The following is a 701-nucleotide window of genomic DNA, read 5'->3' as shown; positions in this document are numbered from 1 at the left end:
GCACGGGATCGTAACTCGCCGGTTCATTCTACAAAAGGCACGCCATCACCCATTAACGGGCTCTGACTATTTGTAGGCACACGGTTTCAGGATCTCTTTCACTCCCCTTCCGGGGTGCTTTTCACCTTTCCCTCACGGTACTGGTTCACTATCGATCACTAGGGAGTATTTAGCCTTGGGAGATGGTCCTCCCAGATTCCGACGGAATTTCACGTGTTCCGCCGTACTCAGGATACATTCAAGAGAGAACGAAGTTTCGACTACGGGGTTATTACCCTCTGTGACGGACCTTTCCAGGTCGCTTCGTCTACCTCGTTCCTTTGTAACTCCGTATAGAATGTCCTACAACCCCAAGAGGCAAGCCTCTTGGTTTGGGCTAGATTCCGTTTCGCTCGCCGCTACTCAGGAAATCGCATTTGCTTTCTCTTCCTCCAGGTACTTAGATGTTTCAGTTCCCTGGGTCTGTCTTCCATACCCTATGTATTCAGGTAAGGATACCATACCATTACGTATAGTGGGTTTCCCCATTCGGAAATCTTCGGATCAAAGCTTACTTACAGCTCCCCGAAGCATATCGGCGTTAGTCCCGTCCTTCATCGACTCCTAGTGTCAAGGCATCCACCGTGCGCCCTTTCTAACTTAACCAAACTAAAATTAAAAAAATATGAGCTACACTGTTATCTAGTTTTCAAAGAACATAC

Annotated in this window: 1 rRNA gene; it reads right to left on the bottom strand. The window is 47.8% G+C overall.

What is annotated here, in order from left to right:
- A 23S ribosomal RNA gene (locus AC0IXC_RS29055) occupies positions 1 to 645 on the bottom strand; the annotation flags it as partial.
- Between the last annotated feature and the right edge of the window lie 56 nt (positions 646 to 701).

The organism is Bacillus sp. AC266, assembly GCF_979253805.1.
This window is presented reverse-complemented; position numbering and strand designations above follow the sequence as displayed.